General features: G+C 59.0%; 25 protein-coding genes and 1 pseudogene. 12 read left to right on the plus strand and 14 right to left on the minus strand.

What is annotated here, in order from left to right; translation table 11 throughout:
• The first annotated feature begins 120 nt into the window (after positions 1–120).
• Positions 121–1,917, plus strand: coding sequence for an N-acetylneuraminate synthase family protein (locus VJ109_RS05240; RefSeq protein WP_324759594.1), 1,797 nt, complete (start codon positions 121–123; stop codon positions 1,915–1,917).
• 68 nt (positions 1,918–1,985) lie between these two features.
• Positions 1,986–3,791 carry a hypothetical protein gene (locus tag VJ109_RS05245; protein ID WP_324759596.1) on the plus strand — a complete coding sequence of 602 codons (1,806 nt, stop codon included), beginning with the start codon at positions 1,986–1,988 and terminating at the stop codon, positions 3,789–3,791.
• 6 nt (positions 3,792–3,797) lie between these two features.
• Here the strand turns inward: VJ109_RS05245 and VJ109_RS05250 are convergent, their stop codons facing one another.
• The gene (locus VJ109_RS05250; RefSeq protein WP_324759597.1) at positions 3,798–4,910 is read right to left on the minus strand and encodes a DegT/DnrJ/EryC1/StrS family aminotransferase; all 1,113 of its coding nucleotides are present in this window, start codon (positions 4,908–4,910) and stop codon (positions 3,798–3,800) included.
• A gap of 131 nt (positions 4,911–5,041) precedes the next feature.
• Between VJ109_RS05250 and VJ109_RS05255 the strand changes: the two genes are divergently transcribed.
• Positions 5,042–6,136, plus strand: coding sequence for a CgeB family protein (locus tag VJ109_RS05255; RefSeq protein WP_324759598.1), 1,095 nt, complete (start codon positions 5,042–5,044; stop codon positions 6,134–6,136).
• 33 nt (positions 6,137–6,169) lie between these two features.
• Here VJ109_RS05255 and VJ109_RS05260 read toward each other — a convergent pair whose 3' ends face one another.
• Positions 6,170–7,099 (minus strand): glycosyltransferase family 2 protein, encoded by a 930-nt coding sequence (locus VJ109_RS05260; protein WP_324759600.1) that lies wholly within the window; start codon positions 7,097–7,099, stop codon positions 6,170–6,172.
• A 215-nt stretch (positions 7,100–7,314) separates the two neighbouring features.
• Here VJ109_RS05260 and VJ109_RS05265 point away from each other — a divergent pair, with 215 nt between their 5' ends.
• Positions 7,315–8,472 carry a glycosyltransferase family 4 protein gene (locus VJ109_RS05265; protein ID WP_324759601.1) on the plus strand — a complete coding sequence of 386 codons (1,158 nt, stop codon included), beginning with the start codon at positions 7,315–7,317 and terminating at the stop codon, positions 8,470–8,472.
• 16 nt (positions 8,473–8,488) lie between these two features.
• On the opposite strand, the gene VJ109_RS05270 is transcribed toward VJ109_RS05265, so the two are convergent.
• Entirely contained in the window at positions 8,489–9,520 is a 1,032-nt protein-coding gene (locus VJ109_RS05270) for a DUF1616 domain-containing protein (protein ID WP_324759603.1), read from the minus strand.
• 59 nt (positions 9,521–9,579) lie between these two features.
• Positions 9,580–10,212 (minus strand): annotated as a pseudogene (locus VJ109_RS05275) (transposase domain-containing protein).
• A 143-nt stretch (positions 10,213–10,355) separates the two neighbouring features.
• Here VJ109_RS05275 and VJ109_RS05280 point away from each other — a divergent pair.
• From VJ109_RS05280 to VJ109_RS05290, 3 genes are all read left to right on the plus strand, one after another.
• Positions 10,356–11,768 carry a DUF58 domain-containing protein gene (locus VJ109_RS05280; RefSeq protein ID WP_324759605.1) on the plus strand — a complete coding sequence of 471 codons (1,413 nt, stop codon included), beginning with the start codon at positions 10,356–10,358 and terminating at the stop codon, positions 11,766–11,768.
• Positions 11,769–11,891: 123 nt separating this feature from the next.
• Positions 11,892–12,272 (plus strand): DUF8163 family membrane protein, encoded by a 381-nt coding sequence (locus VJ109_RS05285; protein WP_324759606.1) that lies wholly within the window; start codon positions 11,892–11,894, stop codon positions 12,270–12,272.
• Positions 12,265–13,185 (plus strand): DUF7982 domain-containing protein, encoded by a 921-nt coding sequence (locus VJ109_RS05290; RefSeq protein WP_324759608.1) that lies wholly within the window; start codon positions 12,265–12,267, stop codon positions 13,183–13,185. Before VJ109_RS05285 ends, VJ109_RS05290 begins: the two co-directional genes overlap by 8 nt.
• Here VJ109_RS05290 and VJ109_RS05295 read toward each other — a convergent pair whose 3' ends face one another.
• Genes VJ109_RS05295 through VJ109_RS05305 form a run of 3 tightly spaced genes read right to left on the minus strand, consistent with a single transcriptional unit; the run spans position 13,186 to position 15,573 of the window.
• Positions 13,186–14,205 (minus strand): AAA family ATPase, encoded by a 1,020-nt coding sequence (locus VJ109_RS05295; RefSeq protein ID WP_324759610.1) that lies wholly within the window; start codon positions 14,203–14,205, stop codon positions 13,186–13,188. It abuts the gene before it with no gap.
• Positions 14,206–15,297: a DUF4350 domain-containing protein gene (locus VJ109_RS05300; protein WP_324759611.1), complete on the minus strand. Its 1,092-nt coding sequence runs from the start codon at positions 15,295–15,297 to the stop codon at positions 14,206–14,208. It lies immediately after the preceding gene.
• Positions 15,298–15,573 carry a DUF8044 family membrane protein gene (locus tag VJ109_RS05305; RefSeq protein ID WP_324759613.1) on the minus strand — a complete coding sequence of 92 codons (276 nt, stop codon included), beginning with the start codon at positions 15,571–15,573 and terminating at the stop codon, positions 15,298–15,300.
• 87 nt (positions 15,574–15,660) lie between these two features.
• Here VJ109_RS05305 and VJ109_RS05310 point away from each other — a divergent pair, with 87 nt between their 5' ends.
• Entirely contained in the window at positions 15,661–16,218 is a 558-nt protein-coding gene (locus VJ109_RS05310) for a metal-dependent hydrolase (RefSeq protein WP_324759614.1), read from the plus strand.
• A 4-nt stretch (positions 16,219–16,222) separates the two neighbouring features.
• On the opposite strand, the gene VJ109_RS05315 is transcribed toward VJ109_RS05310, so the two are convergent.
• The 3 genes from VJ109_RS05315 to VJ109_RS05325 form a co-directional block, all read right to left on the minus strand.
• Complete coding sequence (locus tag VJ109_RS05315; protein WP_324759616.1) at positions 16,223–18,331, minus strand: hypothetical protein; 2,109 nt, start codon at positions 18,329–18,331, stop codon at positions 16,223–16,225.
• Positions 18,332–18,643: 312 nt separating this feature from the next.
• Complete coding sequence (locus VJ109_RS05320; RefSeq protein ID WP_324759617.1) at positions 18,644–18,886, minus strand: hypothetical protein; 243 nt, start codon at positions 18,884–18,886, stop codon at positions 18,644–18,646.
• Entirely contained in the window at positions 18,883–19,173 is a 291-nt protein-coding gene (locus VJ109_RS05325) for an AbrB/MazE/SpoVT family DNA-binding domain-containing protein (protein ID WP_324759618.1), read from the minus strand. Before VJ109_RS05325 ends, VJ109_RS05320 begins: the two co-directional genes overlap by 4 nt.
• Positions 19,174–19,322: 149 nt before the next feature.
• Here VJ109_RS05325 and aglF point away from each other — a divergent pair, with 149 nt between their 5' ends.
• Together aglF and VJ109_RS05335 are read left to right on the plus strand one after the other, a co-directional pair.
• Positions 19,323–20,078, plus strand: a complete 756-nt coding sequence (aglF, locus tag VJ109_RS05330; protein WP_324759620.1) for a UTP--glucose-1-phosphate uridylyltransferase AglF — start codon at positions 19,323–19,325, stop codon at positions 20,076–20,078.
• Between the two features lie 25 nt (positions 20,079–20,103).
• Complete coding sequence (locus VJ109_RS05335; RefSeq protein ID WP_324759622.1) at positions 20,104–20,901, plus strand: SWIM zinc finger family protein; 798 nt, start codon at positions 20,104–20,106, stop codon at positions 20,899–20,901.
• 2 nt (positions 20,902–20,903) lie between these two features.
• Here VJ109_RS05335 and VJ109_RS05340 read toward each other — a convergent pair whose 3' ends face one another.
• Complete coding sequence (locus VJ109_RS05340; RefSeq protein ID WP_324759624.1) at positions 20,904–22,169, minus strand: Fic family protein; 1,266 nt, start codon at positions 22,167–22,169, stop codon at positions 20,904–20,906.
• A 345-nt stretch (positions 22,170–22,514) separates the two neighbouring features.
• Positions 22,515–22,856, minus strand: a complete 342-nt coding sequence (locus tag VJ109_RS05345; protein ID WP_324759625.1) for an HVO_A0114 family putative DNA-binding protein — start codon at positions 22,854–22,856, stop codon at positions 22,515–22,517.
• A gap of 183 nt (positions 22,857–23,039) precedes the next feature.
• Between VJ109_RS05345 and VJ109_RS05350 the strand changes: the two genes are divergently transcribed.
• Positions 23,040–24,290: an RNA-guided endonuclease InsQ/TnpB family protein gene (locus VJ109_RS05350; protein ID WP_324759523.1), complete on the plus strand. Its 1,251-nt coding sequence runs from the start codon at positions 23,040–23,042 to the stop codon at positions 24,288–24,290.
• 58 nt (positions 24,291–24,348) lie between these two features.
• Here VJ109_RS05350 and VJ109_RS05355 read toward each other — a convergent pair whose 3' ends face one another.
• On the minus strand, positions 24,349–24,693 hold the full coding sequence (locus VJ109_RS05355; protein ID WP_324759626.1) for a DUF8612 domain-containing protein: 345 nt from the start codon (positions 24,691–24,693) through the stop codon (positions 24,349–24,351).
• A gap of 94 nt (positions 24,694–24,787) precedes the next feature.
• On the opposite strand from VJ109_RS05355, the gene VJ109_RS05360 reads away from it, so the two are divergent.
• Positions 24,788–25,105, plus strand: coding sequence for a hypothetical protein (locus tag VJ109_RS05360; protein ID WP_324759627.1), 318 nt, complete (start codon positions 24,788–24,790; stop codon positions 25,103–25,105).
• A 140-nt stretch (positions 25,106–25,245) separates the two neighbouring features.
• Here VJ109_RS05360 and VJ109_RS05365 read toward each other — a convergent pair whose 3' ends face one another.
• Entirely contained in the window at positions 25,246–25,656 is a 411-nt protein-coding gene (locus VJ109_RS05365; protein WP_324759629.1) for an ArsR/SmtB family transcription factor, read from the minus strand.
• Between the last annotated feature and the right edge of the window lie 76 nt (positions 25,657–25,732).

A 25,732-nucleotide genomic window follows, 5' to 3' on the forward strand; every position in this document is an offset into this window, starting at 1 on the left:
TGACATCGTTCGCTGTCGTTCTCACCGAAGGGAAAACTCGAGATAGCGCTCAGATTCGGACAGAGAGGCTCGCATCACACACCACAGAGTATTTTTATCCTACGGCTTATCACCTAAGCCATGGGTTATAACCGGGTGAATCTCGCTGACGTAGATATTATTGGAGAGTTGGCTAACGCACACGAGGGAGAGCCAGAGTTGGCCGTGAAGATGATAAACAGTATCGCAACGTCGGTAGACGCTGTGAAGATACAGGTGTTTACTGCGGACGATTTGGCCGTCGAGGGCCACGAGAACTACGAGTTGTATCAGAAGCTGACACTCTCCACCAACGACATACGTGAGATGGCTGAGGCGGCACACGAGAACGATGTACATATTTTTGCAGATATTTTGGGTGAGGAGGGGTTAAATCGAATTCCGGAGGGGAGCGTCGACGGGTTCAAAATCCACAGTTCCGACATCGGGAATCGCCCACTCATCGGGAAGGTTGCCGAGTATGGAAAACCGACAATCATCTCTGCCGGCGGTGCGACCCCGGTCGAAATCAGGGACATTATTTCGTCGTTCGAAGACATCTCCGACGCGCCTCTGGGACTGATGTACGGGTACCAGAACTACCCAACTAAGTTAGCCGATGCTCATTTGCATCGGCTGCGAAATCTTGTCGAAGAGTTCGGTGACGAGTATCCAGTCGGATACACTAGTCACGTCGACGGCGGGACAGATACAGCGACGCGTCTTCCCGGGTGGGCGGTCGCATCAGGTGCGGACTTCCTCGAAATACACACCACGCTGGACCGCTCTAGCGAAGGGTTAGATTACTACTCGTCGCTGGAACCGGACGCGTTCGAAACGATGGCGGAGCGCGTAGAGGAGATACAAACGGCACTCGGGGAGAATACGTTACAAATGTCAGAGTCAGAACTTGAATATCGACGTGAACATAAAAAGTGTGTGGTCACCAGAGAGGAGTTACACGCGGGAGATACCATCACCGAGGACGGTGTAGCCCTCAAACGACCCGAAGGAACCCCACAGAGGGCGTTTAACAATCTCGACGAGGTCCTTGGAAAGACGGTGAAACAGACTATCGAACGCCAAAATCCCATTCGTACGACCGACGTAGAGTACACAGTGGCTGCTACTCTCGCCTGTCGTGCAGAATCAACCCGTCTATACGGAAAACCACTGCAGTTGGTCGGCGAGAAATCTATTCTCGCTCATCAGATAGCACAACTCAGAGAAGTAGATGCTATCGACGAGATAGTCCTCGCGGTGAGCGATACACCCTCGAAAACAGCGTTCGAAGAATTTGCAGCGGATTTCGACTTGGAATACGTCGTCGGGGACGAGGTCAACGTACTCGGCCGGGTGATTGCTGCAGGTAAATCTGTTGACGCCGATATCGCGGTCAGAGTTACGACGGAAAATCCGTTTATTTACCACGAGGGGATAGACGAACAGATAGAGACCACCATCAGAAAGGACGCCGACCTCACCGTTCCGCGTAATCTCCCGCTCGGTTCTTTTGCCGAAGTTATCTCGATGCGTGCGTTAGAGCGCGCACACAAACTCGGCGACGACAGACACAGAAGCGAACTGGTCACGTCCTTTATCACTGAAAATCCCGAGTCGTTCGATATTGTCGGGATGACACCACCCGAAGCGCTGAATCGTCCGGACGTTCGCCTTACAGTGGACAACCCCTGTGACTTGATACTCGTCCGAAATATTTGGGAACAGGTATCGAATCACTCGGACCCCTATAATCTCGAATCTGTTCTCGATTATTACGACTCGAAAGATTTCGACTCGATAAATGAAGAGAAACCAGACGGAACGGACGACGCCGTAGCCGACCTCTCGTGGCACATCTACGGTGATCAAAGCGGGAAACAGGAGATAATCGAGTAGCGACTGGGTAAGACGGGAAATCCGAAGCGTTTAGACCGTCGGTAAGCACGTCTGATACGAACGACTCGATGAACCGAGGCGACAAACTGGCGCTGGCGACGGCGTTCACCACACTCGGCGGCGGACTCTTCTTCGTCCCCCAGTTCGCGGACGGCTATCGCGTCTCGGTTTTCGGACATCTCCCGGTGGCGTTGCTCGTCGCCGGCGTCGCGCTCACTCTTCTGTCGGTCGGAAGCGCCGTCTGGTCGCTGTTTCACGGCCGGTATCGGTCGGCAGTGTACCGACTCCTCCCGTTCGTCGCGCTGTACTCGCTCGTACTGGTGTTGCCACTCCTGTTGGGGTACGTGGTCCCGCTGGGAGACCAGGCGTCACATGTCGGGTACATCCGAGCGATACTCCAGACGAACTCCCTGCCGGAACTACCACAGCAGCGGTACCCGTTCATGCACATACTCGGAGCGGTCCTCTCGGGGAGTTCCGGACTCGCACCGGCGACAGTGGCCGAACTCCTCCGGGTGGTCCTGTTCTGGCACGTCACGGCGTTGTCGGCACTGCTCGGTCGACAGTGGACGCCGGGGGCCATCTACGGGTTGGTTCCCGCGACACTGGTCGGAGCGCTCGCGCTCTCGACATCGTCGTTCTCGCTGTTTACCGTATTTCCCCTGGCGCTCTATCTGCTCACACGGGTCCGCCGAACCCGAGACAGGCGATACCTCCTCGTCGGAATTGGCGTGTACGCGGCCATCTGGCCGTTTCACCCGATGCCGGCGATTATCCTCGGTGTCGTCTCGACGGCTATCGTCGCCACGATGCCGGTGGCGGGACGGCTATCGTCGCTGTTCGATACCCGGAGCAGTCGGCCACAGAGCCAGTTCGTCCTCGTGATAACGCTCTGCGGTATCGTCGGCTACCTCTGGCTCGTTGACTCCCGGTTCATCGTCTTCCTCGTCGCCGGCCTCCAAGGGCTACTCCAGACGGTCGTGAACACTGCAGGCGGCGGGTCGGGCTCCGGGAGCTACCTGTCTTCGGGGAGTATCTTTGCGATCTTCTCCGCGTACGGTTTCGGACCGCTCGATGTCCTCAGTGTCATCGTCCGGTACTACGGCCCGTGGGTGCTGCTCGGCGGGATGGCGGCGCTGAGTGCGTTCGTCGGGCTAGCGAGTGACGGGGACCGTCTGCCGCCGGTCGAGTTCGTCGTCGCCGTCGGTCTCTGTGGCGTCTGGGCCGTCTTCGAGTTCGTCGTCGGGATAATCCCGGCGGTCAACGTCACACGCCTGATTCGGCCCGTGGCGATACTCTCCCCGGTTCTAGCAGGCTGTCTGTTAGTCGCTATCGTTTCGTGGGGACGGCGGCAGAGCCGACCGGTACAGCTGTCGACTGTCCTCATTCTGGGACTGGTGCTCTCAAGTGGGGCCTTTCTCACGACCGCGGGCACACACGCTGGTCCATGGATGCTCGTAGAAAACAACTACGCCACCGAGAGCGGTGTCGAAGGGTATGAATGGCACGCCGACCATATGAACACCGAACTCCGGACGACCGACATACTGAAAGGTAGCTCGACAGGCCGCTACTTTTCGTATGTCGATCCCATCTTCATGCTCGAAACCGACCATCCATCGGTAGCGGCGATGACAGTGTCACAGCGGTACAACACACCGCTCAGATTCGGCTACCCGGATGCTGCGTTGGGCGACGCTGGCGACCGCTACCACGTCCAGACGATTCGGGACAGACGGGTGAAGACGGGCAGGTACGAGCGGCGACGATTCAGGCCGAGCGATTTCGAGCGATTGAATGCTGACCCGACGGCGAACAAAGTGTATGCCAACGGCGACGTGGAAATTTACCGGGTGTACGACAGTACCGGGTGAGCCCGGTCAGTCACGGAAAGAGCGGACGGCGTCAACCACCGTAGAGACTTCGGACGGTGAGAATGTCGACGCCATCGGGAGGGTTACGATACGCTCCCACGTTGACTCGGTCGCTTTGAGGTCCGGGTTGTGACCCTCGAAGACCGGGTGCTTATATAGCGGCATGTAGTGGACAGTCGCACCGACATTGTGGTCGTCAAGGTGTTCTATCAAGGCCTCTCGGTCTTTTGGCGGGACCAGAACCGTATAATTATACCAGGCCGAGGTGACATGGGATTTATCCGTGAGCGGTGTGATCCAGTCTAGTTGCTCGAAATCCTCTTTATAAACAGTCGCGATCTCACGCCGACGGGAGCGCGTCTCCGGGAGGCGGTCGAGTTGGACGAGTCCGATGCCAGCCGAGATGTCGTGCATGAAATACTTGTAGCCAACGTCGGTGACCTCGTAGTACCAGGAGTACCCCTCCTCCTCTGAGCGTTCGTGGGTCGATTTGTCCACACCGAGTTTGCTCTTTCGGCGGGCGCGGGTCGCAAGCTGCTCGTCGTCCGTGACGAGCATTCCACCTTCGCCGGTCGTGAGCGGTTTCGTCGCCTGAAAGCTGAAACACCCGACATCGCCGATAGCGCCGACGGGCGTCTCCTCGTAGCGTGCACCGGGCGCGTGAGCACAGTCCTCTATCACGAGCGCATCGTGCTCGTGAGCGATGTCGACGATGGACTCGATTTCGGCGGGCTGGCCCCCGTAGTGAACCGGAATGACTGCCGCAGTGTCGTCGCTTATCCGCTCGGTGAGCGACTCTGGATCCATACAAAGCGTCTCGGGGTCAACGTCGACCCAGCCAACCTCGTAGTCATTGTAACGAGCGACGTGTGCGGTCGAGACCCACGTTATCGGCGGGACGAGTATCTCCGACCCCGTCAGGTCGCTGGACTTGATTGCGAGGTCGAGTGCGTTCGTACAGGAGTTCGTGGCGATTGCGTGGCCGTACCCGAATCGGCCACGGAACGCATCTTCGAACTCCCCGACCTTCGGGCCGAGACCTATCCAGCCAGTCTCAAGTGCGTCTCCGACTGCGTCGAGTTCTTCATCGCCGACATCGGGTCGTGTGACCGGAATCATACTGACAGTTATGCGGGTCGGGTAAATCAAGGTACCACTTCGTGCCGAGGCAGCGGTGAACGCACGCGGACGGCTACGGCGGACCAAAATGGCTAAACACAGCCCCGGATGTGTTGTAGGTAGAAGTCGAAATGGCCCGCTTCGTGCTCACTGGTCCGGACTTTCACAGCTACAACGAGATGATGGCTGGTGCGCTCCGACGGTTGGGTCACCACGTAGACGTGCTCAATATGCCCGAACCCGACGAGGGCATTCCGACGAAGCTCCGGTTGCTCTACTACGACCGGATAGCCAGCGACGCCGTCGAGTACGAGTTTCTCAGTCCGGCGTCGGAAGCGCCAGTCGAGGAGATGCGGTACCAGTTCATGTCCGACCGTATCCACGAGTACAACCGGGAACTCCTGAAGCGGGTCCGGTCCCAGCGTCCCGAGGTAGTGCTGGTAGTCAAAGGTCACCTCGTACATCCGGAAACAGTAAAAGCGATGTCCGAGGCCGGGGCGGCGGTCGTCATGTGGTGTTACGACAGCGCCGTGCGCTTCCGGAAGGTGCTGGCTGCGGGCGAGCACTACGACCAGTTCTACACTTTCGAACCGTCGGACATCGAACCGCTCCGCGAGCGGGGTATCGACGCGAAGTTTCTTCCGGACGCGTACGACGAACAGACGTACCAGCCATTGGACGAGTCCGAGACGAAGCGAGACATGTGTTTCGTCGGGCGTCTCTGGCCGAAACGAAAGCGAGTGTTCAACGACGTGCTAGAGCGACACCCCGAGAAGTCGTTTACCATCTGGGGCCGGCAGTGGAACAGCTACAACCCGTTTCTCCTCTACGAGTACAAGATACAGAACCGGACGCTCCAGAGCACGGTGGTCAATCGTGACATCCCACCACAGCGGGTAAACGAAATATACAACGAGAGCCGAATCTGTCTCAACGTCCACCAGCAACAGTCCAGAAAGGGATTCAACAACCGGACGCTGGAAATCCTCGGCGCGAGCGGGTTCCAGCTCGTCGAGCGGAAACCTGCTATCGAGCGCGAATTCGAGGTCGGCGAGGAAATCGCGTGTTACACTGACACGGACGACCTCGCGGAGAAAATCGACTACTACCTCGAACACGACGAGGAACGACGGCGGTTTGCCGAGCGCGGACGGGCGGCCGTGTTGGAACGACATACTTTCGAAGACCGGATGCAGACGATACTCGACGATCTCGGCAACATCTGAGACAGGGGTAGAAGTGGCTTTCGCGCCAGTGGGTCAGTACAGTCGCCCGCCGCAGTCGTGAATGTATTCGACTGTCTCTCTGTCGAGAACATCTCGGTCGCGCCACAGCGAGCCGAACTGTCCGACGATGGTCTGCCACGCCGACAACACGGGACGGAGGCTCCCGGTTCGATACACCGTCCTACCGCTCCAGAGGATTGTTTCGAACAGGAGGTAATGGAGCGGATGATGCCAAATAGCCGTCCGTAACCGGTTTTCGAGTATCCCTTGCAGCATATCCGTGTCCGGAAGTCGACCCTCAGGCGCTTCCCGATGGACTACCCGTACCGAAGGCAAGTACATGACCCGATAGCCGGCGTCCAAGGCTCGAAACGAGAGTTCAATCTCTTCTACCCCGTAAAAAAAATCATCGGGATAGTACCCGACTTCCTCAAACAAACTGGCACGGATAGCGTTCCCACACCCCTTATACGCAGTCGTCTCCGTCGGTACCTCCGCCTCGCGCAGGTCCAAGTCCACCAACGGACGAACGAACGGGAGTCGGGACTCCAGTTCGCTCTGTCCGTACGGAAACTCGAATTCCCCGGAGTAGTGGTTCTCGACTCTGAAGGCGGCGATACCGGTGTCTTCGTCTCGCTCAAACAGTTCGACCATTCTGGCCGTCGCGTCAGGGTCGGGAATGACAGCGTCGTCGTCGATAGTCACCAGAATGTCCCCGTCGGCCTTCCGATAGCCGAAGTTCCGCGCACCCGTCACGCCCATCCGCTCGTCTCGGTGATAGTACCGAATCCGGTCGTCGTCGGCGAACCGTCCGTCCCCCTCAAACAGGTCGGGGGTATCATCGGTGCTGTTACAGACGATGATAACCTCCAGTGGTTCGTACTCTTGCGAGAGTACAGAGGGCAAGACACGCTCTAACTCCTCCCTGCGGTTGTAGGTCGCAATCACGTAGGAGACGAGCATAGACGTTCCTACGGGAGGATGTGCACACTGGGTTATTACGTTAGCGTTTGCAACCGGACCGTATCAAACGGAGGACGCCGACCTCGACGCTGTTCTTAGCCGGTAGCCGACCGAGCGGGCAGTCCATCGTCGGGAGACGCGAAAGCAAGAGATTATACTACCCGACCGAAAGCTAGGCTCACACTAGCCGACCGTCGTCGAAAGTTACAATAGCAATGAAAATCCTTCAAACGCCAGTCCAGTTCTATCCACACATCGGCGGTGTCGAGACGTACGTCTACAACTACGGCCGCGAACTCGTAGCGAAGGGCCACGACGTGACGGTCCTGTGTGCGAAGGTAGATCGGGACCAGCCAGACGAGGAGTACATCAACGGCATCAGGGTCAAACGACTCCGGCCGATTGGGAAAATAGCCGGCACGAAGATAACTCCCGGCCTCATCCCGGCACTACAACGCGAACTCACCGAGACAGACGTGCTCCATACCCACTTGCCGACCCCCTGGAGTGCGGACCTAAGCGCCGTTGCCGGCCGACTGGCCGACGTGCCGACCATCCTCACGTACCACAACGACATCACCAGCACCGGCCACCTGAGTTACGTCGCCGACGCGTACAACGCGACGGCGCTTCGGGCGACACTCCACATGGCCGACAGAATAGTCGTCACCCGAAACTCCTACGTTAAGCACTCGAACTACCTGGACACGTATGTAGGGAAGACGACAACAATCCAGCCGGGCGTCGATCTTGATAGGTTCACACCGTCGTGTGGCGAGAACTTCGAGAGCGAACTCGACGGATACGGCCCGGAGGTGGAGACGTTATTTTTTCTCGGCGTTTTGTCAGATAAACACCGTTACAAGGGAGTCGATATACTGCTCGAAGCGTTCGAGCACGCGGTGAGCCGAACCAACAGGGATCTGCGGTTGGTCGTGGGCGGTGGCGGCGAACTACGGAGTGAGTACGAAACGGTGGCGGCCGAGCGAGGTATCGGTGACATCGTGGAGTTCCCCGGTCGAATCCCCGGCGACAAACTCGGAGCCATGTACGCAAACGCAGACGCGTTCGTACTCCCATCAACATCACCGAAACAAGAGGGGTTCGGGCTAGTGCTACTCGAGGCACTGGCCTGTGAGACGCCAGTAGTGACGACGGACATCGTCGGTGTCGCGCCAGATATCGAACGCGAGCCGATTGGTAGTGTCGTCCGGCCAGGCGACCCAGCGGCGCTCGCAAAAGGTATCACAAACGTCATCGAAGAGACCGTCGAAGTCGATAGGGGCCGTACCCGTGAACTTTGTCACGAGAAGTACTCGTGGGCGACGAACACAGAGTCATTACTTGATCTCTATCGTGCCGTTCTGAAGTGAGCGAAGGCGGGGCCGTCTACGGCGACGGTTCGACAGTTATCCACAGGTGTACCGTCCGGTACGCGTTGTCGACGGTCGGATTTGGTGGTGCCTCACCACGGTAGAGCAGGTACGTGACCCGAAGGTCGTCTGTAGCAGTCCGAAACGAGGACGTGTGACGACGTTCCCAGCTTTCGTTGTGTCGGACAACCGGCGATGAGAAGCGCCCGACCTCGCGCTCGTCAAGGACAACGGTGTCGTTCGCTCGGAACGTCACCTGCTGGGCCTCAACGACCACCGTATACTGTATCGGTTCCCGCTCATTGTTCTGTGCCCCGACGACGACCGAGAAATTCTCCCCGACAGCGACCGTCCTCGGGTAGCCGTCGGTGACAAGATCACCCGCGTCGTCGCGTTCGCCGACGTAGAACTCGGAGGACGTACTGCTCTGAATCGGACCGATGGCGACGTACACGAGTCCGGCGCAGGCAAAGAGCACGCTTGCTATCAGGAGCAGGTCAAGCAATCGCTCCGTCGAACTGGCTGGAGTCGAAACGGTCGCCCGTGCGCGCCGGATCCGCGTCTGATACTCCACTCGAAAGCGGTCCGCTGCCGGCACGGACTGTCGTCTGATAGCAGCGATGACGGTAAACAGTAGCGTAAAGAGCGTGAGAACGGCGAACACCGTCAGTGGTGCCAGCGCCCACGGCGTGAATTGCGTGGCGAACCCGAGTGTTGGGACGACGATGATACTGCCACCGAACGACAGCACGCCGCGTTCGAGCATCCCGATGCGAACGTTGTTCGTATCTGTCGCCTGATCCGCACTCGCCGAGAGAGTATCTCCTCCGGGAAAGAGCGCCGCGACCACTACGTATCCGGGTATAATCAGTACTGAAGGAATGCCGAAAACAATTCGAAGCGGCGTCGCGCTCAGTCCGGGTACCACCACACAGAGAAGTGTGACGATAGGAATCACGGCCGCTACGGCCAAATCGGCAGGGAATCGCCTGAGCGGACCCGGAAGTAAAAATCGGAGTGGGTAGCGACCGTCGGACTTGTCGTCCATTGACTGAGACTCAGGTGTGAGTTGGACAAAAGGGATACGATATGCTCTCTGGGTAGTGTTTAGTTTGGAGTATTGCGCCAGTAAGTGAAACTCTGGAGACTTCTTTCGACTGATTTCGGTTCGACGTGGCTGAAAAAGTACGAAGACGAAAGGATTCGGCGCTTCGGCTCTCGAAAGATTCGCTCGACAGCGCTCCGGTTTCCGTGGCAACGTGTCTGGAATCGGACCCAAGTTCGTTGCAGTACAGTATGGGATTTTTAAGTACCATTGGCGAGAAATATGGACGTTTCGAGATTATACCTCTGCCATGGTTTGCGGAGAAATATCTCGGTTATGGCAGTGGTGGTCGTCGCAAACAGCCAGACGTGAAGTAGTAGGTCTGTAGCTTGATAACGGCGGCATACAGCCAAAATTACTGATCGTTGATCCGAGTCACTGTTTCGTTGAGTGTAACCTGATTTGGCTCTGCCCCAGATTCTGGCTGAAAATCGGTCTATTGGACCTAATCATAGATGGCTTTCCTTGACCGTTAGACGCCAAGTGCGTCGAGTAGTTCGGTGAAACCGAGTAGCGAGGACCTGCACCGTGAGATTGAATAACCAGATCTTTCACTGGCTCAAGTGTCCGCTCGCGCCCCAAAAACCCTATTCAACCCACATATTATATCCACTGAAGTGGATGGTTTCTGAGATAGAGATCAAGAACTCCGTCCGTTTCACGTTCAACTAAACACTGCTACATTGACTCTCTGATAACTATATCATAAGAGCGTACATTCTCTTTTCCCGGTTCGAGACCGCTAGCTTCAACTACGCTATCCTCGTCTCCACAACCGATGAGAGTGACCCGACGGTTCTGGACGCTGGCTGCAACCGCGCTCGCCCTCGCCATGCTAGCCCTGGTATTCAAGCGACCGCTCTTGCTTGTCGGTGCAGTTGGTGTTGGCTCAGTTCTCGTCGCAGCTCAGTACATTTTCATCCGGCGACTCCACCGACTCAATGTCGGTATCACCGTTGACCTCTCTGTCCCCCAGCAGTACGTTCGTGAGGGTGAGTCGATTCCGGTGACTCTCCGCGTTACTGCGGCCGAGACACCACTGTTGGTAACTGTCACACCTGAGCTACCGGCAAGCGTCGACGGCCCTCAAGCCGACCAACGGCGTGTCAAACCCTCCGGGAGTAATCCTGAAAAGACGACGTTCGAGATATCGTGGCCCGTCGCCGGCACGTCGACGTTCGACGCCCCAACTGTTGCAGTCACCGACCCATACGGACTCTTCACTGAGCGGTTCCAGCGCGGCCCCACCCCACAGGTAACGGTCGAACCCCGCACGACCCGCTCGCTCCACGTCGGGCAAGGCGGCGAACGGGCGATCGCGACGTTCGGCGAACATGCGACCGGCGAACTCGGCGAGGGACTGGACCCCGCCGAACTCCGCCAGTACGTCGCTGGTGACTCCGCCGGGGACATCGACTGGAAAGCAACGGCCCGTCTCAACGAACCATACGTCCGCGAACACGAGGTCGAGACCGACCGGCAGACAGTGTTGTTGATGGACCACCGCGAGCGGTTCGGCGAGGGACCGCCAGGGGAGACGAAACTCGATTATCTCAGAGAAGTGGCCCTGGCGCTCGCGGCACAGGCCAACGAGTACGGTGACCCGCTCGGACTCTACACCGTCGATGGCGCAGGATTGAGCACGGAGTTCGCGCCATCGATGGACACGGACCAGTATCGAACAATCCAGGATACGCTATACGACATACATACGAAGACTGACAAACCAACCAACGAACGGACAATCACTCGAGGGCCGGGTGACGTACAGCAAGTAGGAGCACAGTTAGCAGGTGACGGTACCGCATTCGGGCAGACACTCCAGCCGTTTTTCCGAGACACTGGCGGACACGTCAAACGCATCGAAGGCGACAGTATGTTCAAGACGGTCGAGACGTACCTCTCACGGCTGGATGGGACATCGTGGATACTGCTGTTCTCGGATGACCGAGACCAGACTGCACTACGTGAGACGGTCAAGTTGGCCCGGAGCGACGGCGATCACGTCGTCGTTTTTCTCGCGCCGGACGTCTTGTTCGAACCAGGTGGGCTGGCAGACCTCGATGACGCCTACGAGCGCTACGTCGAATTCGAGACGTTCCGCAAGGAGTTGGCGGCACTGGATCGCGTCACCGCCTTCGAGGTCGGTCCCGGTGACCGACTCGATGCCGTGCTGTCTGCCAGTCGCTGATCAGGATTTAAACCTGTCTCTGGGCATGAGAACGGGCAGACACTCCAGAACGCGATCCATTCGAGGTACCGACCGCATCGAGAAACAGAAGACGTAACACGCCGAACGACGCCACAACGGATAATGGCACAGACGAGAGAGACCGGCTCAATCGGCGGGTTCGCTCCGCCCGTTCTCGCTGTCGGAGCGGTCGCTGCCATCCATATCGGTTCGCTGGCCGTTCTCCCCGAATTTCCGCCCCTCCAGACCGTTGCGCTCATCGAGGGAATTGGACTGTTGGCCGTGGTCGGCACTACCGCCCTGGGTGAGGGAATCGGCCGCCCGCTCGCTGTCAGTGCCGTGCTGTACGCGGTCGTGACGAGTGGCACGGTTGCGCTGATCGTACTCGAGACAGATCTCCTGTTAGCGACGCTCGTCGTTGTTTCAGTACTGGCACTCGTGAGTTACGGGCTGCACCGCTACGAGCTGGTCATGCTCGATCTCGTGGAGGCAGCCGATGAGTAGCAGTGACTCGGCCGAAGCACAACGAGAGTCGTCGACCGACGACAGCCAGCGCAACGATGGACCCGACCCTGAGGCACTCCGGACTCGTCTCGAACTCCTCGAAGAGGAGAACCAGCGCCTCCGTGAGGAGTACGCCCGCGCACGGCAAACACGCTATCGTCGGACGGCCCTCTCGCTCGCTGGCCTGGGTGCCGTTGCAGCACTCGGTGGGCTCCTGTTTCCGGCGGCACAGACCGTCCTGTTCGCGCTCGCTGGGACAGGTGCGTTCCTCGGTCTGTTGACGTACTATCTCGCGCCCGAACAGTTCCTGCCGGCCTCGTTGGGGGAGACGGTGTATACCGCGCTCGCCGACAACGAGAGCAGTATGGTCGCCGAGCTCGGACTCCGCGAGACACGCGTGTACGTGCCTACGTCACAGAATGTCCATCTGTTCGTCCCACAGCACGAGGAGTACGAGGTGCCCGGCGCAGATGACCTCGAAGACGTGTTCGTCGTGACCAGTGACACCGGGACCCGTGGCGTTGCGCTGGAACCAACAGGCGACGGTCTCGCCGACGAGTTCGAGCGGGCCGTCACTGGCGACCCCGACGATAACCCGGAGCGGGTAGCAACACAGACGACCGACGCGCTAATTGAGCAGTTCGAACTGGTCGAGACAGCTACGGCAGACGTCGATCCGGCTGGCGGTCGTGTCACAGTCGCGATCTCGGGAAGTACCATGGGCCGTCCGGATCGATTCGACCACCCGGTCGTCTCATTTCTCGCGTGCTCACTGGCGCGACGACTGAACAAACCTGTCACCGCCGACGTCGAACCGACACCCGACGGACAGAACGACTATCGGGTGACGCTACGATGGGACGAGAACAGCGAGAACGACGAGCAGACCGACGCACCAGAGTCGACTGCCTGACTATTTTTCTGCGAACTCGTCTTCCAACTGTCCGCCGTCAGCTGTCGCTGCCTCGGTTTCTTCTGCGGCATCGAAGCCACTCCCAGGCGGTTCGACACGGCCGACGATATCCGTGATGACCTCGCGGGTCGTCCGATCACTCAGTTCGGCGTCGGTACTCAGTCCGACCCGGTGCGCAAGGATCGCGACGGCCAGCGACTTCACGTCGTCAGGGATGACGTAGTCACGGCCCTCGATCGCCGCACGGGTCTTGCTGGTATCGAGGAAGGCAAGCGATGCCCGTGGAGAGGCACCGTGGCTGAGATCCGGACTCTCGCGGGTCTCGGCGACGATGTCGAGGATGTACTCCTTGACTGTCTGGTCGATATACACGTTCGAGGCCACGTCCCGTGCTTCGGCTATCGCCTCGCTGTCGACGACCTGCGTAACTTTCGACGGGTCAAGATCGGGCTGTCGGTCGAACCGGTCCAGCAGTTCCGCTTCCTCGTCGCGCTCGGGGATATCCGCGGTGAGTTTTAACTGGAAGCGGTCGCGCTGCGCTTCCGGGAGTTCGTAGGTCCCCTCCATCTCGATCGGGTTCTGGGTTGCGACAACCATAAACGGGTCCGGGAGGTCAAGCGTCTCGCTCTCGATCGAGACAGTCCGTTCCTGCATCGCCTCCAGTAGCGCGGATTGGGTCTTCGGCGTCGCGCGGTTGATCTCGTCGGCGACGACGACGTTTGCGAACACCGGCCCCTTCTGGAGGTCGAACTCGCCAGTTTGTTCACGATAGATCGACGTGCCGGTGATGTCCGCGGGCAGGATGTCGGGGGTCATCTGGATCCGGTTGTAGTCGAACCCGGTGACTTCGGCGAACAGGTTGGCGACGGTCGTTTTGGCGACACCGGGGACGCCTTCCAAGAGCACGTGGCCGTCGGTCAGGATAGCGATCGTCAGGCCCTTGACCAGCGTCTCCTTCCCGATGAGGACCTGGCGCATCTCGTCACGGATATCAGCGTAGAGGGCGGCAGGGTCGGTCATCTACTCTGATTCGTCTCGCCGGCGTATAATGTGTTGCGACACGCGCTCGACGCGGTCGGTATCCCACTCCGGGTGGCGATCGCGGATGTACGCAACGATATCGGACTCACTGAGACTGTCTGTCGTCTCGGGTGGCTCCGAACCCCGTATCCGATCGAGCGTCGCAGGGATCGGTATCGACGGCCGCCGTGACCACAGTGCGATCGCGGCCAGCGCCAACGTCGCGATGAGGGCCTGCAATCCTGGAGTTCCACGGACGACGAGTAACGCGTAGGTCAGCGGCGGCAGCGGCGGTCGGTGCGAGTAGTCGAGCAGCGCTACCGACGCGTTCTGACTCACGCCACGGACGAACGCTGCGTTCCCCTCACGGTCGAGCATCGAGTTCGTGAAGACGCTCGCGTCGCTGACGACGACGACACGGCCCTGACCGACCGGTTCGACCGTCGCAACGGGATACGAGCCGATCGGTTCCTCGTCGTCGAGCGTATAGTTGCGGTTGCGATCGAGGTAGGACGCCTCGGTCGTTCGGACGAGCACCTGCACGTCGCGCTGGTCCGTTCCGAACTCCCTGTCGGGGACATCGAGGACGGTCCCTCGGTTCAAAGTGAGCCCGTCGGTTTCAGCGACGAGCGGGTGGTCGGAGACGTTCGTCGCCACCGGGAGCGACGCGTTCCGGTAGTTGTTCTGTTCGTCCAGGACGAGTGTCCCGTTCAGTCGCGTCTCGACATCCAACCCGGCAAGCAGTCGGTTCGTCGCGTTCGGCGATCCGTTCTCACCAGCGACGACGACAGTCCCGCCGCTCGACGCGAACTGTCGCACGCGGGCGGCGTCCCGCGCGTTGTACTCGGTCGTCGGTGCGAGAATGAATGCGACACCCTCACCCCGTGTCTCGATGTACGGATCGGTCGTCCGAGCCAACTGTGGGGCCGCACCTGCGGCCTGCGTCGTCTCACGGAGTTCTGCACCGCCGTTCCAGTCGGCGTTGTAGGGGCCGTAGGCGACGCCGGAGGTACTCATCGCGACGACCAGTCCGAGGTTGGTCAACACCAGCAAGACGACGAGGGCTACCCGCGGGTAGTCTGTCCAGTCCATCTATATCAGCCCCGAAGGTAGAATATCGAGGATACGTCTAATGACGATATATCCGAAGCCCAGCAAGCCAAGCAGGATCAGCCACTTCAGACGGCCACGCCAGCGTGGGGTGACGTTGATCGGCGCCGTGAGTTCGACGACGACGAGAAAACCGATGAGCGTGACGACGAAGAACAGATCCAGCGTCAACGCGTTCAGCGCCGCCAGGACCAGCACTGTCCCGAGCATCCAGAGGGCTTGCCCGTGGACGAACTGCTGGCGGCGCCGGGTAGTCATTGTCGCGAGGTTGCCGACCGAACCCTTAGAAGGTGTCGACATATCGGAAGCGACAGACCCAAGCGGTCCCCGACGAACTCGACTCGTATGTGGCCCTGGGGACACGCAGCGGTCGGGTACATCGCGTACTCGTTGTACGTCCGTCGCGACGGACGGCGACCGACCGCGGTGGCGGTCGTTGCGCTCGCGATCGGAACGCAGTTCCCGGATCTCGTCGACAAGCCCCTCGGGTGGACACTCGGTATCCTGCCGGGCGGCCGGACGCTCGCTCATTCACTACTGACGTTCGCTGTCGTCGGCGTCGCAGTACTGTACGTCGCGCGTCACTATCGACAGAGACCGCTCGGCGTCGCCTTCTTGATCGGGTATCTCTCGCACACCCTCTCGGATGGGCTGTATGCAGCGATCGATGGAGAGTTCGCAGATCTGACGTACCTGCTGTGGCCGGTGCTCCCGATGCCCGAATACGAGACAGAACAGAGCTTCCTCGCACACTTCCAGAACTTGGCGCTGGATTCGACGGTTACCTTCGAGTTCGGCTTAGTCGCACTCGCAGCAATACTATGGATACTTGACGGCTACCCGATGCTGTCGGCGTTCCGGACCGCGATTCGTGATCGATTCTGGCGAACGGATACGAGGTGATATCTCAGTCCCCCGCTGGCGATGACCCAGTCGCGTCGCCCGCCTGTTCGACCGACTCGATGAGTTCCCGGACCGCTTCGGTCGCCTCTCGCTGTGATGTGGACGCGAACTGCACCTGTTCGTACAGTTCCGTGACCCGTCTGAGTAAGGCGATATCCGTTTCGTCCATCCCGGCGAGATCCTGACACCGGCTGTAGAACTCCCAGGGCGTCGCACTGGTGTCGTGTCCGACACGTTGTGCGAACTGTCGGCGGAGCGCGAGATAAGCGAGACCGGCGGCTGCTTCGGGTGCGTCCGCCGCGAGCCGATCTCGGGCGGTTTCGAGGAGTGTCGTCGACTGTACAGTCGGATCTGGCTCGGTACCGAACGACGGTGTCTCACGCCCAGACTGGCCATCCGAGACAGCCGAACGCCGTCGTTCGAGGAGCCGACGGCCGACAACAACTCCGAGGCCAAGCAGGAGGAGTACACCGAACCCACCAGCCGCCCACAGTCCAACCGGCGTCGTTGGAATCGTCACGCTATCGGTGGTAGTCGCCCCACGGAGATTCGTCGTCGTCCCGCTGTACTCGACAGTGATCGTGAGCCCGACGAGTGACTCGAACGGGCCGCCAGTCCCGACCTCAGCCGGGAGTGTGAACGTCTGTTCGAACCCACCGTTCCGACCCGTCGATGCCGTCCCCAGCGTCGTTTCGTTTACCCTGATACTGACCTGTTGAGCCGGGACCGGGTCACCGTCCTCCGTGGTGAGAGTGCCACCGACGCGGATCGTCCGATCGGATACGTGGGTGGCCGACGACGACAGCGCAGTTCGTGTCTCCGTAACAGTCAGCGGCGCCGACCCGTTGGCAGACAGCAGGGCCTGGTCCTCGAAGGGGACGAGGACGCGAACCGTCCGTTCCCCGTCGGGGACCGATGCGGGGACAGTGATGCTCTCGTGATACCGCCCTCGCCCGTCGGTCTCGTTCCGGACGGTCGGTTGTCCGTCGACCAGTACCAGATACGAGACGTTCGCAGCGCCCGCCTGCTCCCCGACACGGCCGGAGATATTGACCGTCTCGTTGTACGCACGACGTTGCGGCTGCGCATCGACGAAGACCAACGGTTGCACTGGTTGGATGTCAACATCGACCTGGACAGCCGAGCCGAGGTAGACCGACTCGTTCGAGGGGAGATATCGGACCGAGACGGTCGTCGTGTTGGCGGGGATCGTCGTCGGCCGATACGTCAGATTGAATCGTCCGTTCGGGTCTGTCGTCGTGTTGAGGGTCTGGTTGCCGACACCGAATCGGAGCTGTTGGTTCGCGATTGGTTCACCGGTGTCAAGCGAGACTGTGCCGTTGACCCTGAGTGGCTCTGTGAAGGAGGCCTCACTGTCGGTTGTCGAAACGGACAACCGAGTCGGTGTGAACTGTTCGTCACGGACAGTCTGCTGTGTCGTGTTGACCTCCCGAACCGACTGATTGATCGACCCGAGTTCGGTCGCGTTCTGGCTGGTTACGTTTGCGAGTTGCTGGTTCGAGTCGACGACCGCCTCGTGTCGACGGTCGACACGCTGCCACTCCCGTTCGAGAATGCGTGCAGTCGCCAGCTCGGTCATCGGCAACCCATCAGAGCGACGCACCATCCGAATCCGTTGCTGGCGCGTTGTCGTCCCGTCTGCGAGCGCGCGGTACCAGTCGTACGTAGTCCAGTACCGCTCGATAGCAGCCGCAAGCGCCGCCTGGTCTGATTTGACTGCACGGAACGCCATCGCCTTCTCCGTCTGGCCAGTCTCTTCGGCGACGTCCGCGTATCGGTCCAGTAACGCCTCGTACTCCGACCCGTTCAGCGACTCACGAGCTTGGCTAGCTTGCTCTCGGCTGATGTTCAGCGAGCCGCTCCGAGCGCGTTCCGCCAACTGCTCGGCCATTCGGCGTTCTGTCGCACTCAGATCCCGCTCGCTCTGGACACCGTCAGGGTCAGCGTGCGAGGTGTTGTCCTCTGTGGCGGCTCCGATTGCCGCCCCAGGGAGAATGGCACCGACGACCGTCCCGACGAGTAACAGAGCAATAGTGACGCCGACGAGTACGAGGACGGCAAACCGTCCACGGTCTGTCTCGGTGCCAGTCACGCGAAGGGATTGTACCGTGGTGATATATACGCTCTTCTGTTCACGCGGTCCCCAGGCGCAACAGAGTACTACCCGATGCTGGTGGCGTGCCAAGCCGGTAGCGGGAACGCCCACTTGAGGCAGGGTCGTCTCTGAAGCGTTCGATGAGGTGCTCGAACCCCGCTTCGTCCTCGAAGGCGTCGTAGTCGTCGTCAGCACCAACCAGTAGGGTTACGTTCTGCTCCGCACGTTGTCGAGGGCTTTGGCGGTAGCGACGGCGTATGCATCACCAATAGACGGACTGTACGTGGCTTTCAACGCCGAGGCAGTTTCCTAGAGAGCATCGATTTCGTACTCATTCATCCCCATATCTCGGAGATTATCAATATGGGCGTCGGCCTGGTCTACAGACGTGTTCCGAATGGCGATGTATCGGAATTCAGCGAGGTTGAGCGTAGAGATGTATCGGTCGATATCCCCGTCGTATACGCGATCGAGCCAGCGTTCGACCTCACCTGCGCCCGGCTCGCCAAACGAGAAGACAAGTAGTGGCTCGGCATCAAAGACGACAGTCATGTATCCGAAATACCGTACTTTTCATCAGTCGTGTTCTTGTCTCGCTGCCGCTCTGCGCGGAGTTGTTCGGTGGCCGATTGCGCACGATCCGCTTCCCCGGCTGCAAGTGCGCCCCGCAGTTCGGACGGGCGCTTGACTGGGCGAACCACGACCTCACCGTCCTCGGTCTCGATGAACCGGACACGGTCCGGTGTGTCGATGTGGAGTTTGTCGCGAAACTCTTTGGGGATGGTCGCTTGCCCTTTGCTTGTGACGGTGACAGTTTTACCATCCTCTGCGTCGCTCATGTGTGATTTATAGATACAGTAATACTTCAATTTTGTAATACATTTTTACGAGGCCAGACAGCAAAACTCGTGAGGTGGTCGATCAAAGATCACCGCGACAATATTACAGAGACAAAGACTTTACCCCCCGGACAAGGTACCACGCTAGTATGAAAGCTGTCGTACTCGCCGCCGGCGAGGGAACTCGACTCCGCCCGCTCACCGAAGACAAGCCCAAGGGCATGGTCGAGGTCGCCGGGAAACCCATCCTCACACACTGTTTCGAGAAACTCATCGAACTCGGCGCCGACGAGTTGCTCGTCGTCGTCGGGTACAAGAAACAGGTCATCATCAACCACTTCGAGGACGAGTTCGAAGGCGTCCCGATCACCTACACCCACCAGCGCGAACAGAATGGACTGGCCCACGCCCTGCTGACCGTCGAAGACGAAATCGACGAGGACTTCATGCTGATGCTGGGCGACAACATCTTCGAGGCGAACCTCGCGGACGTCGTCAACCGACAGCGCGAGGACCGCGCCGATGCCGCCTTCCTCGTCGAGGAGGTCCCGTGGGAGGAGGCCTCCCGCTACGGCGTCTGTGACACCAACAAGTACGGCGAGATCACCGAGGTCGTCGAGAAACCCGAAGACCCGCCGTCGAACCTCGTGATGACCGGCTTCTATACGTTCACGCCGGCGATCTTCCACGCCTGCCACCTCGTCCAGCCCTCCAACCGCGGCGAATACGAGATCAGCGACGCCGTCGATCTCCTTCTGCACTCGGGCCGGACTATCGACGCCATCCGGATGGATGGCTGGCGAAACGACATCGGCTACCCAGAGGATCGCGACCAGGCCGAGGAACGGCTGCAAGGCGAAGTCGACCCGGAACTGGCTGCGAAGAACCTCGCCGCGAGCGAGTAGACGAACTTCCTGTCCTCTATCCGTCATGCGAATCGACGAGTCGGGAATCCGCCAGCGTTGTACGGAGGCTGTCTTCGAGCGCGGACAGAACTACCAGGACGAGGGGCGAGTAAGTCGCCTGTCCCGGTTTGGCGAGCACATTACCGCCGACGTTCGCGGATCGAAACCGTACGACGTGGCGATCGACCTGTCGACCGAGGCGTTCGAGGCGACCTGTACGTGTCCCTATACCGGACCGGGTGTGTGCAAACACGTCGTCGCTGTCCTACTGGAAACGAACGAGGACCCACCGGCCGACGAACGCGACCAGATCAACGAGCTTCTCGACGACACGTCAGACGACGAACTCCGGAGTTTCCTCCGGGCGGAACTCGCCCGTACCCCCGACCTCCGTGATCGGTTTCGGGTACGGTTCGGTGACGCAGATCCATCCGTCGGGGAGTATCGCGCGGAAGTCGACGAGCTGTTCGACGAACACACGACTGAGTACCCCGTGGTCACGGAAGCCATCGATTTCTCGGATGTCTTCGAGCAGGGCGAGCAGTACCGGGAGCGCGATCAATACCGTGCAGCGGCGACCGTCTATCGGGCGATTGCCGAGGGTATCGAAGCCAACGAAGGGGTCATCGACGCGGCATACGACCACTATGCGCAGGCGTTCCAGCGGGCACTCGACGGGTGGGTCGAGTGTCTGCAACAGGCCGAGATAACTGGGGAGGAGCGGCGCGACATCATCTCGGAACTCTCAGAACGTCGTTCCGATGCCGTTGGGCCATACGCCGAACGGTACGAGGAGGCGATCAGGCGACTCGAAACGTCTTGAGGTTATTTCTCCGGCAACGTCCATGCCTGCTCGATATCGACCAGTTCGTCTGGATTCGGCAGCGCGTTTGCAGGCCGCTCGACAATATCCATGATTTCCGCCGCCCTGAAGACACGATTCTGTTGGTTGCCAGTTATTTCTTCGACGACGCCGTCCGATTCGAGTGTCTCGATAGCGTTGTTTGCAGTCTGATACACGACATCGATACGATCGCTGGCTTCTCGGACAGTGATATACGGATCCTCGAACAGCGCGAGTGAGAGACGGCGGACGGATTTCGCTGCATCGGCATAGCGAGACTCGTAGTCGTTACGCTTGTCGACGAGCAGTTTCGCACGGACGAACGCTTCTACTGCCTGCTCGCGGATTCCTCGAACGAAGAACTGTAGCCACTCGTCCCAGGCACCCTCTTCACTGACGGCGAGCAATCGATCGGCATATTCAGTCCGGTGGCGTTCGATATACGAACTGAGGTAGAGCATCGGATAGTGGAGGACACCACTCGAAACCAGCATGAGCACGACGAGTAGTCGCCCGACCCGCCCGTTCCCATCTTTGAACGGGTGGATCGTCTCGAACTGGTAGTGAGCGATCGCGATATCGACCAGCGCCGGCCACTCAGACCCCTGCTGGACGAACCGTTCAAGATCGTCGACAAGCCCGGGTACCATCTCCGGTTTCGGGGGAACGAACCGAACCCGATTCCCGATTCCCTGCGGTCCCTGTTCTTCGATCACGGCGTATCCCGGTCGAAACTCTCCGGGTAGTGGGTCATCTCCATCCGATCGGCCTTTGACGAGCAACCGCTCGTGGAGCGACGTGATGAGCTCGACAGTGAGACTCTCCCGTTCGATGCCAGCGGTCTGGAGAAACGAGATCGCGTCGTCCAGTGCGGTGATGTAGTTTCGCGCTTCCCTGACATCGGCTTCGTGGTCGCTCTCGACCGTCTCCCGAATCTGGAGTTTGTCGACATCGTACCGGTAGAGGTCAGACACTGTCACTGCCGTTCCTTCCACCTGGGACGACTGCTCGGCTTCCTTGTAGACGAACGAACTGAACACAGCGCCAGGGTTGTCGATCTCACTGCCGAGCCCCTCCAACCGACCGAGAACCCACATCGCCCTGGCCACTTCGTCGACGACAGCGCTGGACAGTTCGAGTGTCGGCGGGAGTTTGTCCGGAAAGTACGCCTTCGAGAGACGCTCGTCGGCTCGAAGCAGCATGTACTGACCCGGCGCATCTGCAGGGAGATCGTATCCGTCTTTCATTGAGGGTACTTGATCGGGTGTCAGTTAAAAAATTTTGCGTGAAACTACAATTGGAGCGGTCTCTGAGAGAGATAATACTGGTTGTCTGGCAGAGAGTAGAGTTTGCTGAACTCAGCTACACTGCGATTGTGGTCTCGGACGAAGCAGTTGAATGTGTTTGCGGGTCTGTCGGTCCACATCGGTTCTGCTGGTCGATGTGGGATTTTTGACCGATGGCAGGCTACCGGCTACTGGTGGCGATGATGAACTGTTACCCTCGCTACGCCGCTTGTGGCTAAATTGCTAACGCTCTGAATCAGCCCCTCCAGTCGCCCACTTCCAAGGCGCTTTGGGGCATCGGGTCACTCAGACGGGGGCACGCTCGCCAGCGGGGCCGCCGGTCACTTCGATATCGACGCGGACGCGGTCGTACGGAATGACGGGACGCTTGGCGCGACCGTCGGTGTCGAAGTAGACGATATGATGCTCGGCGAGCACTTGCACGTCGCCGTGCACATCGGCGTAGTTCCGGTCCAGTGCGTCAGCGAGGGCTTGGTGGTCATACTCGGACACCTCGATTCGGAATCTGGCAAGATGGCGTTCGAGATCGGTGAATTCGATGCCTGTCACCTGTTCCTCGCCGTCAGTCCACTCGTGGCGGTGGTGGTAGCCTGCGCCGTGGGTCAGTATCAACAAGGACGTCGCCATCCGCCTTCGATATTATAGGATACAATCCTATAGGACAGAACCCTATCTTTCTGCGAGGAGAGAATTCCGCCGTTTACGGCGGGAGTGAATCCGACAATTCCCTCACAGTCCACCGACTACACTCTGCCCGGATATTCAACGCTAATCCGAATCATTAAGTATATTTGTCTACATAGGCTATGTATGGCGATTCAGGTCACTCGCACCTACGTTGGTTCCATCCAGAACCACCGACAGGTCTGCGATGGCCTCGACTCGCTCGGTGATTCAGCCTCAAAAATTTGGAACGTCGCACGATGGACAGCCGACCGAATCTGGGGCGCAACCGGCGAAATCCCAGATGAGAGCGTGCTGAAATCGTATATGAAGAACCAGTCGTGCTGGAAAGACTTGAACGCACAATCCAGTCAGAAAGTCATCGAAGAACTTTCCGACGCTTTCCAGTCATGGTTCGACCTGCGACACAAGTTTGACGAGGCGAATCCGCCCGGCTACCGCAAACACGGCGACACCCGACCAAAGAGTACGGTCACGTTCAAAGCAGACGGCTTCAAACACGACCCCAAAAACAACCGTGTTCGGCTCAGTAAGGGGTCGAACCTCAAGGAGTATTGGTCGGACTTCCTGCTCTGCGAGTACCAGACCCGCCCGGACGTAGACCTCTCAGAAGTCAACTCGGTGCAGAACGTTCGAGCAGTCTGGAACGGGGACGAGTGGGAACTGCACTTCGTCTGTAAGGTCGAACTCGAAACGAACGACTCAGCAGGCGACGAAGTTGCGGGAATCGACCTCGGTATCAAGAACATCGCCACGGTCGCGTTCCCCGACGAATACGTCCTCTACCCCGGCAACTCGCTCAAAGAAGACAAGCACTACTTCAAGCGAGCCGAGTACGACACCGAGGGCGAGAACGGGCCGTCTGAGAAGTCGATGTGGGCACGCAGAAAGCTTGCAGAACGAGAAACCCACTTCTACCATACGCTCACGGACACCATCATCACAGAGTGTGTCGAACGCGATGTTGGAACGCTCGCGGTGAGTTGGCCCGAAGACGTGCGCGATTCAGACTGGGGCAAGATTGGCAACAAGAAGTTGCATAACTGGGCGTTCGACCGCATCTACCAGTACCTCGAATACAAAGGCGAGATTCGTGGCGTCGAGGTGCTGAAAGAGAACGAGTGGAACACCTCGAAGACGTGTTCACGGTGTGGAGACGACACGAAGTCGAATCGCAAGCACCGTGGGCTGTACGTGTGCCAGTCGTGTGAGTTGGTCGGGAATGCAGATTGCAACGGGGCGGAAAACATGCGTCAGAAGATAACTCCGAGTCCTCACGGTGAGGATAGGAGTAACGGCTGTGTGGCACAGCCGTCGACATACTTGTTCGACCGCGAGAGCGGGACGTTCAACACGAGAGAACAGGTCGTGTCGTAAACCAGCAAATATCCCACCTGCGGTACGGGAAGCCCCGCCGTTCACGGCGGGGAGGATGTCACTCGCCGGCGACGTTGAGCGCGCTGTTGAGTTCGAAGAGTTCCTGGACGACGTCGCTCTTGGCGACGCGATACCGGCGGGGCGAGGTGTTTGGAACTTCCTCGACGATCTCGGTTTCCAGCAAGAGGTCTATGTAGTTGCTCACCGTTTGCCGGGTGACACCGGCGTGATCGGCGAACTCGGTCTTGTTGAACTCCCGGCCCGGAGGAAGGGTGAGGACAGCATCGATGAGGATCGGGACGCTCTCGTGCTGGAAGAGGTGAAGGACGCCGCTCGGGTTCTCAAGACGGGCCTCCTTGGTGTCTTTCTCCTCCGCAGGGTGCGTTGGCGTTGACTCACTCATACGTCTAATGTGCCGATCAGCGTATATAGTTGTTTCCTCTACCGTAAACAAGCGTTAACGTATCGTTATAAGCGAGGGGTGAAAAGAGAGGCATATGCGTAAGCCGTCGGTGAAATGCGCTCTCCTCGCGGCCATGATAGCCGAGCACCGGTGGGGATCGCCGATCGTCGAGGAAAACCTCCTCTCCATCTCCGCTATCGAGCCGGGCGACTATCCGACCGCGAGCGAACTCTTCGATGGACTCCGCAGCGAGGACTATATCACATCGAAGGGGAGCCGTGGGATTATGCTGAACAACAGCGAGTTTGGAGCGCTCGCTGATGTGCTCTACGACGAGTGTGAGTGGGAACCGTTCGAGATCCGGAGTCGTCTGAAGCACTACGAAGGATGGGACCAGCACGAATGGGCGTGAGGCTCAGGAGACGCCCGATTCAAAGCCCGTCCAAAAGACTCGTCCAGAAGACAATGAATCAGAGAATCGTTCACAGGAGGTGCTTTCACCAACAGTTGCGTCGAAACAGCCACTCAGTGTATCATCTGTACTGACTCCGATCACTCTGCAGTACTGTCGTACATTCGGTCGAACTCCTGCTCACCACGGATCAATTCATCGACGCCGTCAGTGAGCGTCACAACTCCGAATAGGGTGGCCCGATAGTACGTGTACAGTCCGTCCTGTCCCCGCTCTGTCCGCTGGCGCTTCTCGACGAGCCCGACATCAACGAGCTTGTTCAGGTGGTAGTGGAGCGTGCTGTCGTCGATCTCCATCGCATCTTCGAGTTCGGTTGGACTCATCTCGCCACCGTGGACGAGCCGGTAGAGGATCTCGTATCGGGTACGGTGACCGACAGCAGCATGCATAGCCAGATACTCGTCCAGTGAGAGGACGCTATCCGCTGGCAGGAGATCGGCTGGGTCGGCAGGCAGGTCTCTCTCAGGAGGGCCCGATTGATCTGTCGCCATCTCGTTCATACGTCGGTCGTACAGATACTTAGCCGTTCTCAAGCCAAGAATTCTCGAAAACACGACTTTTTATATT

This window comes from Haloarcula montana (assembly GCF_035666295.1).
GTDB classification, from domain to species: Archaea; Halobacteriota; Halobacteria; order Halobacteriales; family Haloarculaceae; genus Haloarcula; species Haloarcula montana.